This window comes from Paraburkholderia sp. J94 (assembly GCF_905220285.1).
GTDB lineage: Bacteria > Pseudomonadota > Gammaproteobacteria > Burkholderiales > Burkholderiaceae > Paraburkholderia > Paraburkholderia tropica_A.
Window position 1 is genome coordinate 1 of record NZ_CAJMZH010000047.1, and the last position, 862, is coordinate 862.

The window sequence follows — 862 nt, forward strand, 5'->3', positions numbered from 1 at the left end:
TAGAGCGTGTTAGGCACTTTTGCTGAGGTCTACGAAGTGGACAAGCATAAGCACGGTAAATACGACGAAGTGAAGGCCGGCCAAGGTTTCGGGCAATCGCTCGTAGTCTCTGGCCAGTCGCCGGAAACGGTTCAGCCAACCGAAGCTGCGTTCGACCACCCAGCGACGTGGCAACAGGACAAACCCTTTTTTCACTTCTGGCAGCTTGATTACCTCAAGCTCGATTCCTTCATCCAGTGCGGCCTGAGTCGGCTCCTCGCCGGTATAGCCCTGATCGGCAAATGCGACCTTGACCGTCTGGCCTGTGACTTCTTGGACCTGACGCGCAAGCTCGCCGACCTGGGCGCGTTCCTGCTCGTTGGCGGGCGTAATGTGCACTGCAAGCAACTGGCCCAGCGTATCTACGGCCATGTGTACCTTGCTACCGCGCTTGCGCTTATAGCCGTCGTAACCAGCACGAGGCCCGCTTTCGCAGGTCGATTGCAGGGTGCGTCCGTCGAGAATGACCGCGCTGGGCTGGCCCCGACGGCCCTGCGCGACGCGAATTATCGAACGCAGATCGCTTACCATGGCCTCGAAGCAACCTGCCTGAATCCAGCGTTGCGTCTGCTGATAAACCAGCTCCCAAGGCGGAAAGTCATTTGGCAACATGCGCCACGGCGCACCCGCGCGCACGATCCAGCGCAGCGCGTTGAACATTTCGCGCAACTCATATCGTCGCTGTGGTGCGCCCTGGTTCATCAAAGTCAGATAAGGAGCCGCGAAGCTCCATTCTTCGTTCGACACATCCGTCGGATAAGGTTTGCGTTTTGCCATCCGGCCAGGATACCAGGTCTGGCTGCAAGTGCCTAACACGCTCTAG

At 58.6% G+C, this 862-nt stretch carries 1 protein-coding gene; it reads right to left on the reverse strand.

The window, feature by feature from the left end; translation table 11 throughout:
- Positions 1-9: 9 nt before the first annotated feature.
- Positions 10-816 (reverse strand): IS5 family transposase, encoded by an 807-nt coding sequence (locus tag U4Y88_RS37570; protein ID WP_321790127.1) that lies wholly within the window; start codon positions 814-816, stop codon positions 10-12.
- Positions 817-862 lie beyond the last annotated feature (46 nt).